4 protein-coding genes are annotated in these 9,310 nt (G+C 69.2%); all 4 read left to right on the top strand.

Features of this window, described 5'->3' with window-relative positions; translation table 11 throughout:
• Window positions 1–717: 717 nt before the first annotated feature.
• The 4 genes from L3V18_RS09965 to xpsF all read left to right on the top strand — a co-directional run bounded on the left by L3V18_RS09965 (window position 718) and on the right by xpsF (window position 8,955).
• Complete coding sequence (locus L3V18_RS09965) at window positions 718–1,584, top strand: DsbC family protein (RefSeq protein ID WP_237054520.1); 867 nt, start codon at window positions 718–720, stop codon at window positions 1,582–1,584.
• Window positions 1,585–1,733: 149 nt separating this feature from the next.
• On the top strand, window positions 1,734–5,825 hold the full coding sequence (purL, locus tag L3V18_RS09960) for a phosphoribosylformylglycinamidine synthase (RefSeq protein WP_237054519.1): 4,092 nt from the start codon (window positions 1,734–1,736) through the stop codon (window positions 5,823–5,825).
• Between the two features lie 189 nt (window positions 5,826–6,014).
• The gene (gspE, locus tag L3V18_RS09955; protein ID WP_237054541.1) at window positions 6,015–7,733 is read left to right on the top strand and encodes a type II secretion system ATPase GspE; all 1,719 of its coding nucleotides are present in this window, start codon (window positions 6,015–6,017) and stop codon (window positions 7,731–7,733) included.
• Between the two features lie 4 nt (window positions 7,734–7,737).
• Window positions 7,738–8,955: a type II secretion system protein XpsF gene (xpsF, locus tag L3V18_RS09950; RefSeq protein ID WP_237054518.1), complete on the top strand. Its 1,218-nt coding sequence runs from the start codon at window positions 7,738–7,740 to the stop codon at window positions 8,953–8,955.
• Window positions 8,956–9,310: the final 355 nt, after the last annotated feature.

Genomic DNA, 9,310 nt, shown 5'->3' with positions numbered 1-9,310 from the left:
GTTTGCGAGCCACTGGCTCGCGGCCGTGCCGAACGCCCGGCGCGCTGCGCCGGGCCGGGGTTGCGCGGTGAGCGCGCAGCGCGAGCCCGCAACGGCCCGAGAGGCGGAGCCGATCGGTTGCGTTTGCGAGCCACTGGCTCGCGGTCGTGCCGAACGCCCGGCGCGCTGCGCCGGGCCGGGGGTTGCGAGGTGAGCGCGCAGCGCGAGCCCGCAACGGCCCGAGAGGCGGAGCCGATCGGTTGCGCTTGCGAGCCACTGGCTCGCGGTCGTGCCGAACGCCCGGCGCGCTGCGCCGGGCCGGGGTTGCGAGGTGAGCGCGCGGTGCGAGCCACGATCACCGGGCTGCGTCCGGAAGTCCCCAAAGTTTGCTTCGCAAACCATGGGCCCCGCCGTTGCGCTTCCATACCCCCATTCATGCCTGTGGCGCGAGTCGTCCCCTGAGTCACGGGGGCCGGGCATCCGTCCACATCCGTGGGAGCGGCGTGAGCCGCGATGGGCCTTTCCCGATGGAACCGGGTTTAAAACCGGGTTGCGTGAACCCGATCGCGGCTCACGCCGCTCCCACGCGAGATCCGCGGGACGCTGTCGTCCAGCGGCGCCGCCGGGCCGCCAATCTGAACCGTTCCGTGGCCTGCGCCCGGGCACGGTTACCTCACGCGTGCCACAATCGAAGCTTGGTCCATGGGATGGCCCCACATCAGTCAGGAAACGATCCAGATGAAGCGCACCCTTCTTGCCGTACTCGGCGCAATCAGCCTTTCCGCCTGTGCGCAGGCTCCCGATGCCGACGCGGGCACGTCGGCGAAAGCCCCGGTGGTCGCCAGTCCGATGGTGCCGGCGGCACCGGAACCGGCCGAGGGAACGCCGGATGCACTGGCGCTCAAGGCGGTCCGTACGTTGAGTCCGAATCTGCAGCCCGAGCACATCGGCGCGGCGCCGCTCCCGGGCTTTCGCGAAGTGATCGTCGGCGGCCAGATCGTCTATGTCAGCGACGACGGCCGCTACATGTTCCTGCCGGGCCAGGGCGGGGCGCTGTATGACGCCGTCGCCGAGCGTAACCTGAGCGAGGACAGCCTGGCCGGCCTGCGTCGCGACCTGCTCAAGACGATCCCGGCCAGCGAGCGCATCGTGTTCGCGCCGGCCGAGCCGAAGTACACCGTCACCGTCTTCACCGATGTCGAATGCGGCTATTGCCGCCGTCTGCACAGCGAGATCGCCGAGTACAACAAACAGGGCATCGCGATCGAGTACCTGGCGTTCCCGCGCATGGGCATCGGCAGCGAGGACTACAACAAGATGGTCTCGGTCTGGTGCGCGTCCGACCGCAAGCAGGCGCTGACCGACGCCAAGGCGGAGAAGTCCGTGCCCGAGCGCGACTGCAAGAACACCGTGACCATGCAGTACAACATCGGCCAGCGCGCCGGCCTGACCGGTACGCCGATGATCCTGACCGAGGACGGTGTCCAGGTTGGCGGTTACGTGCCGGCGGAGGCCTTGCGCCAGACCCTCGACAAGCTCGCGGCGAGCAAGGCCGAAGCGGCTCCTGCTCCGGCCGCGAACGCGGCCGCTGCCGGCGGCGTCTGAGCCGGGCCCCGTTTCCGCCGTCCGCGCCGGACGGCGGACCGCGGGGGCGCGGGATTCCACCGCTTCAGCCGGTATTGCGGTCCGGGGTCGGCGCCGGGGCGGGCGCTTGGTTACAATCTGCGCCCCCGATGTCGCACGGTTCCCCGGACATGATCGTCCTCGAGGGCCCCCAGGCCCTGTCTGCGTTCCGTCGTGAACGCCTCCAAGCCCGCCTCCAGGCCCTCCACCCCGATCTGCGTCTGCTCGGCGCCTGGCCGGTCTACTGGGTACAGCCCGAGCCCGGTGCGCAGCCCGACGTCGAGGTCCTGAGCCGGATACTGCAGGCAGGCCGCGATGCCGGACCGGTGGCGGCCGGAGCGGTCAGCCGGTATGCGACTCCGCGTCTGGGCACGCTCTCGCCGTGGTCCAGCAAGGCAACCGAGCTGCTGCACGGCGCCGAACTGCAGGTCAAGCGGGTCGAACGCGGCCTGCGCTACGACCTGGCCGGCTGGCCAGCCGACCCGGCCACCCGGGCCGCAGTGGCGAGAGTCCTGCACGACCCGATGACACAGTCGCTGCTGGAAACGCGCGAGGCCGGCGAGGCGCTGTTCACGGCGCTGGCGCGCGGGCAGCTCGAGCGGGTCGCCCTGGACGACCTCGATGCCGCCAACCTGCGCCTGGGCCTGGCCCTGGCCGAGGACGAGATCGACTACCTGCGGGAGCGCTACGCGGCGCTGGGCCGGCAGCCATCCGATGTCGAGCTAATGATGTTCGCGCAGGCGAATTCAGAGCACTGCCGGCACAAGATCTTCAACGCCAGCTGGACCATCGATGGACGCGACATGTCGGCCGGTGGCGGGCCGCAGTCGCTGTTCAAGATGATCAGGAACACCCACGCCGAGACGCCGGAGCACACGCTGTCGGCGTACAGCGACAACGCCGCGGTCGTGGCCGGCTATGCCAGCCGCCGCTTCCGTCCGGATCCGGCCAGCGGCCGGTATCGCAGCGAGGACGAGGTCGACTCGGCGTTCTGCATCAAGGTCGAGACCCACAACCACCCCACCGCCATCGCGCCGTTTCCGGGTGCCTCGACCGGCAACGGCGGCGAGATCCGCGACGAGGGCGCGACCGGCCGTGGCGGCAAGCCCAAGGCGGGCCTGACCGGCTTCTCGGTTTCGCACCTGCGCATTCCGACCCTGCCGCAGCCCTGGGAGCGCGAGCGCGCACTGAACCCGCGGATGGCGTCGGCGCTGGAGATCATGCTCGAGGGCCCGATTGGCGGCGCTGCGTTCAACAACGAGTTCGGCCGCCCGAACCTGGCCGGTTACTTCCGCAGTTTCGAGCTCGACGAGGGGAGTGCCGGCGACCTGTCGCTGGTGCGCGCGTACGACAAGCCGATCATGCTGGCCGGTGGCCTGGGAGCGGTCGACCGCGTACAGGTCGAGAAGCGCGGCCTCAAGCCGGGCTACGCGGTGATCGTGCTCGGCGGTCCGGCGATGCTGATCGGCCTGGGTGGCGGTGCGGCCAGTTCGGTCGCCTCGGGCACCAGTTCCGAGGACCTCGATTTCGCCAGCGTGCAGCGCGACAACCCGGAGATGGAGCGCCGCTGCCAGGAAGTGATCGATTGCTGCGTCGCTCTCGGTGAAGCCAATCCGATCGCCAGCGTGCATGACGTCGGTGCCGGCGGGCTGTCCAATGCGATCCCGGAACTGCTGCACGACTCGGGCGTCGGCGGCGTGATCGATCTCGATCGGGTGCCCAGCGACGACCCATCGTTGTCGCCGATGCAGCTGTGGTGCAACGAATCGCAGGAACGTTACGTGCTCGGCCTGCCGGCCGATCGCGTGTCCGAGTTCGCCGCATTGTGCGAGCGTGAGCGCTGCCCGTTCGCGGTGGTCGGCCATGCGACCGCGGAAGAGCGGCTGGTGGTCGGCTACGGCGCGACCGTCGAGACGGTTTACGGCGACAAGCCAGCCGAGGACAGGGATGTCCGAGCGCGCAACGGCGAAGCCGGTGCGCGGAGCGAATCGAAAACCGCGCTTTTCGATTCGCTCCCGGAAGTCGGGCAGGAGGCCCGATCTTCCGGAACTGACGCGTATGCGATCGACATTCCGATGGACGTGCTGTTCGGCAAACCGCCGAAGATGCATCGCGACACCACGCGGCCGCCGGAGGCGCCGTGGCCGTCGCTGGACTGGAGCGGACTCTCCCTGCACGACGCCGCGCTGCGGGTGATCGCCCATCCGAGCGTGGCGGCGAAGAACTTTCTGGTCACGATCGGCGACCGCAGCGTCGGCGGCCTGACCGTGCGCGACCAGATGGTCGGACCCTGGCAGATGCCAGTGGCCGATTGCGCGATCACCCTGTCGGGCTTCGACGGATTCGTGGGCGAGGCGCTGTCGATCGGCGAGCGCACGCCGCTGGCCCTGCTCGATGCGCCGGCCGCGGCGCGGATGGCGGTCGGCGAGGCGATCACCAACCTGTGCGCGGCGCCGGTGGAGTCGCTGAACCGGATCAAGCTGTCGGCAAACTGGATGGCGGCCGCCTCGCACGACGGCGAGGACGCGTTGCTGTTCGATGCGGTGCGCGCGGTCGGCATCGAACTGTGCCCGGAACTCGAGCTGAGCATCCCGGTCGGCAAGGATTCGCTGTCGATGCAGGCGCAGTGGACGTCCGCGCAGGGCGTCAGCAAGTCGGTGTCGCCGGTTTCGCTGATCGTCAGCGCGTTCGCGCCGGTGGTCGACGTGCGCCGCCAGCTGACACCGCTGCTGGAGCGCGACATCGACTCCGAGCTCTGGCTGATCGGGCTGGGCGCCGGCAAGCAGCGGCTCGGCGGTTCGGTGCTGGCGCAGTGCCATCCCGATGCCGTGCTGGCGGGCGCGGCCGGCAGCGAGCTGCCGGCATTCGCCGGGCAGCCGTCCGAGGACGGCCGTCGCAATGTCGGCGTGCCCGACCTCGACAATCCCGAGCGCCTGCGCGATTTCTTCGAACTGATCCGCGACGCCCGCGAAGCCGGCTTGCTGAAGGCCTACCACGACCGCTCCGACGGCGGCGCCTTCGCGACGCTGTGCGAGATGGCGTTCGCTTCGCATCTGGGTCTGGAGATCAGCCTGGACGGGTGGGGCGATGATCCGTTCCGCACCCTGTTCAACGAGGAACTCGGCGCGGTGGTGCAGATCGCCAGCGAGGACCGCGCCGCGTTCGCCGACCTGGTCGCGCGCCATGGCCTGATCGATTGCGCGCAGCGCATTGCCCGTCCCAGCACGGCGCCGATGGTCCGCATCAACGAGGACGGCGAGACCCTCGCCGAGTGGCGCTGGGACGCATTGTTCGACGCGTGGTGGGCGACCACCCATGCGATGCAGAAGCTGCGCGACAACCCCGAATGCGCCGACCAGGAGCGCGAGCTGGCGCGCCAGTTCGCCACGCCTGGCCTGCGCCCGAAGCTGGGCTTCGATCCGGCCGAGGACATCGCGGCGCCGTACGTGAACGCGGGCGCGCGGCCAAAGGTCGCGATCCTTCGCGAGCAGGGCGTCAATGGCCAGATCGAGATGGCACGCGCGTTCGACAAGGCAGGGTTCGAGGCCTTCGACGTGCACATGAGCGACCTGATCGCGGGCCGCTTCGCACTCGCCGATTTCATCGGCCTGGCCGCCTGCGGCGGTTTCAGCTATGGCGACGTGCTGGGTGCCGGCCGCGGCTGGGCGACCTCGATCCTCGAACGGCCGGCGCTGCGCGACATGTTCGCGGCGTTCTTCGAGCGCGACGGCACGTTCGCCCTTGGCGTATGCAACGGCTGCCAGATGCTCAGCCAGCTCAAGCCGATCATTCCCGGCGCCGACCACTGGCCGGAGTTCCTGCGCAACGCCAGCGAGCAGTACGAAGCACGCCTGGCCCAGGTCGAGGTGCTGGAATCGCCTTCCGTTCTGTTGCGCGGCATGGCGGGTTCGCGCCTGCCGGTGGTGGTCGCGCATGGCGAAGGGCGGGCAACGTTCGCGGATGGTCTGGATCCGATGACCGTCCACCTCGCGCTGCGCTATGTCGACGGCAACGGCGAGGTCGCCACACGCTACCCGCTGAATCCGAACGGCTCGATCGATGGCATTACCGGCCTGGCCAGCGACGACGGCCGGGTCACCATCATGATGCCGCACCCGGAGCGCACCCTGTTGACCGCCAACCTGAGCTGGGCGCCGGCGGAGTGGGGCGACGACTCGCCATGGTTGCGGATGTTCCGCAACGCGCGGGTGTTCGTGGGGTGAGCTACGCCCCGGCTGCCCCGTGGCAACCGGGCGGCCCACGTGGTCTCGACGGAGCGGCGGAATCTACCCGGGACTAGCGTCGGTCGCCCCCACTGCGGCCGCCTCTCGGCGACCTGTTAAAGTCGGTTTCCCGGTCCGGACGGGCTTGCTGCCCCGATAGTGATGGAAGCAGAGATGATGCGCGCGGAGATGGCCCAGGCGGAAGTGCCCCTGACCCCCGATGAGGCCGTGGAGGCGCGCATCGTCGACATGCTGGTGTCGAAGGGGCGGCTCAAGGAAGCCGACCTGGGACGCGCTCGCCGCCTGCAGGTCGAGACCGGCGGCAGCCTGCTGTCGCTGCTGGGCAGGCTCGGGCTGGTGTCCGAGCGCGACCATGCCGATGCGGTCGCCGAGGTGACCGGCCTGCCTCTGGTGTCCGCCCAGACCGCCCCGGACCTGCCGCCGGAGGATGTCAGTCTCAGTGTCAAGTTCATGAAACAGTTCCATGTCTGCCCGCTGGCGTCCGGCGAGCAGGGCATCGAACTGCTGATGGCGGATCCGCAGGACGGCTACGCGGTCGACGCGGTGCGCCTCGCGCTGGCGCGACCGCTGCAGCTGAAGATCGGCCTCCGCTCGGAGATCGAGGCGTTGATCGAGCGCTGGTACGGCCAGGGCCGCAGTGCGATGGGCGCGATCGTCGAGACCGCGGAGGGCGAGGGCTCCGGCGACCTCGACGATGTCGAGCACCTGCGCGATCTCGCGTCCGAGGCGCCGGTGATCCGGTTGGTGAACCTGATCATCCAGCGCGCGGTCGAGCTGCGCGCGTCCGACATCCACATCGAGCCGTTCGAGAACCGGCTGAAGGTCCGCTATCGCGTCGACGGCGTGCTGCAGGAGGGCGAGAGTCCCCCGCAGAACCTGACCGCAGCGGTGATCAGCCGCATCAAGATCATGGCCAAGCTCAACATCGCCGAGCGGCGGTTGCCGCAGGACGGACGGATCATGCTGCGGGTGCAGGGCAAGGAACTGGATCTGCGCGTGAGCACGATCCCTACCGCCCATGGCGAGAGCGTGGTGATGCGTCTGCTCGACCGCGAGACGGTAGTGTTCGACTTCAAGCGGCTGGGTTTCACCGACCATTTCCTGCCGCAGTTCCAGAAGGTGCTCGACCAGCCGCACGGCATCCTGCTCGTGACCGGCCCCACCGGCTCGGGCAAGACCACCACGCTGTACACCGCGCTGTCCAAGCTCAACACGCCGGACGTCAAGATCATCACCGTCGAGGACCCGGTCGAGTACCAGATCGAGGGCATCAACCAGATCCAGGCGAAGCCGCAGATCGGGCTGGATTTCGCCCAGGCGCTGCGCTCGATCGTGCGCCAGGACCCGGACATCATCATGATCGGCGAGATGCGCGACCTGGAAACCTGCAGGATCGCGATCCAGTCGGCGCTGACGGGTCACCTCGTGCTCAGCACCCTGCACACCAACAACGCTGCCGGCGGCATCACCCGCCTGCTCGACATGGGCGTGGAGGACTACCTGCTGACCTCGACGGTCAACGGCATTCTCGCCCAGCGCCTGGTCCGCCGGCTGGAGCGGCAGCACGCCGAGCGTTATCCCGCCAGTGCCGAGGAGATCGAGAAGTTCGGCCTGCGCCGATATCAGCCCGAGGGCGACATCCATTTGTTCCGTCCACGCCCCTCTGCGCTTTCGCCGACCGGCTATTCCGGACGCACGACGATCATGGAGTTCCTGGTCATGAACGACGAGTTGCGCCGGGCGGTGATGCGGCATGCCGGCATGGGCGAGATCGAGGAGATCGCCCGCCGTTGCGGCATGCGTACGATGTACGAGGACGGTATCGCCAAGGCGCTGGCCGGCGAGACGACGATCGAGGAAGTCCTGCGCGTGACCGAGGACGCCTGAACCGATGGCATTGTTCGCCTACAAGGCGCTGAACGCGCGCGGCGAGATGCTGGAAGGCCAGATGGAGGCCGCAAGCAGCCAGGAAGTCGCGCAGCGCCTGCAGGAGCAGGGTCACCTGCCGGTGGAGGCGCGCCCGGCGAGTGAAGGCGGCGGCGGTTCGCTGTTGAAGGGGCTGTTCAGGCCGAAGTCGTTCTCCGGCGAACGCCTGGTCCAGTTCACCCAGCAACTGGCGACCCTGCTCGGCGCCGGGCAGCCGCTCGACCGTGCGCTGAGCATCCTGCTCGAACTGCCCGAGGACGAGGCGGCCCGGCGCACCCTGACCGATGTGCGCGATGCGGTGCGCGGCGGCAGCTCGCTGTCGGCGGCGCTGGAGCGCCAGCACGGCACGTTCTCGCGGCTGTACATCAACATGGTCCGCGCCGGCGAGGCCGGTGGCAGCCTGCAGGAGACGCTGGCGCGCCTGGCGGATTACCTCGAGCGCAGTCGCGCACTGCGCAGCCGCGTGATCAATGCGCTGATCTACCCGGCGATCCTGCTGGTGATGGTCGGCCTGAGCCTGCTGTTCCTGCTCGGTTACGTGGTGCCGCAATTCGCGCAGATGTACGAGAGCCTGGATGCCGAGCTGCCGCTGTTCACCCAGGTCGTGCTCGGCATCGGGCTGTTCGTGCGCGACTGGTGGATCGTGCTGCTGGTGGTGCCGGGGCTGCTGTTGTGGTGGTTCGACCGCAAGCGCCGCGACCCGGCCTTCCGCGAGGCGCTCGACGGCTGGCTGCTGCGGCAGCGCTTCTTCGGCGGGCTGGTGGCGAAGATGGAGACCGCGCGGCTGGCGCGCACGCTCGGTACCCTGGTCCGCAACGGCGTGCCGCTGATGTCCGCGCTGGGCATCGGCCGCAACGTGATGGACAACCGGGTGCTGGCCGACGACGTCGGCAAGGCCGCCGACGAGGTCAAGAACGGCGTTGCGCTGTCGACCGCGCTGGCGCGCGGCAAGCGCTTCCCGCGGCTCGCCCTGCAGATGATCCAGGTCGGCGAGGAGTCAGGCGCGCTGGACGCGATGCTGATCAAGACCGCCGAAACCTTCGAGCAGCAGACCTCGCTGGCGCTGGACCGGATGCTGGCCGCGCTGGTGCCGGTGGTGACCGTGGTGCTGGCCGGCGTGGTCGGCGTCGTCGTGCTGGCGGTGCTGACCCCGCTGTACGACCTGACCTCGGCGATCGGGTGAGGCGGTGCCGCCGAACGTCCGGCGCGCGCCTGTGACAGTCCGCGAGGCGGAGCGTGGGAGCGGCATGAGCCGCGAAAAGCTTTCCCGTGAGCCCGTCGCGGCTCGCGCCGCTCCCATGACGCGTCCGGCGGCGGCCCCCGCACGGTCGTGACAGGTCGCCGGTCCGTGACTGAATGCGCGAGCAGGGGACGTCGGCGGCACTTTGTTCACATTTCGGTGTCCGACCCTGAACCCCGTATCCTGCGGGCATGCGTCAGTGCCGCAAACAGACATGGAATAGGGTAAACATCGCAGTTTCCCCGCCCGCGGCCCGGCCGGCTTCATCCCGGGCCGGTCGAACGGGCAGTCAGCAGGC

Source organism: Marilutibacter chinensis, from assembly GCF_021725675.1.
In the GTDB taxonomy this organism is placed as follows: domain Bacteria; phylum Pseudomonadota; class Gammaproteobacteria; order Xanthomonadales; family Xanthomonadaceae; genus Marilutibacter; species Marilutibacter chinensis.
This window is presented reverse-complemented; position numbering and strand designations above follow the sequence as displayed.

What these genes read in the sequence shown, in the direction of transcription:
- gspE (WP_237054541.1), top strand. Translation starts at nt 6,015, where the DNA reads ATGGCCCAGGCGGAAGTGCCCCTGACCCCCGATGAGGCCGTGGAGGCG.
- purL (WP_237054519.1), top strand. Translation starts at nt 1,734, where the DNA reads ATGATCGTCCTCGAGGGCCCCCAGGCCCTGTCTGCGTTCCGTCGTGAA.
- xpsF (WP_237054518.1), top strand. Translation starts at nt 7,738, where the DNA reads ATGGCATTGTTCGCCTACAAGGCGCTGAACGCGCGCGGCGAGATGCTG.
- L3V18_RS09965 (WP_237054520.1), top strand. Translation starts at nt 718, where the DNA reads ATGAAGCGCACCCTTCTTGCCGTACTCGGCGCAATCAGCCTTTCCGCC.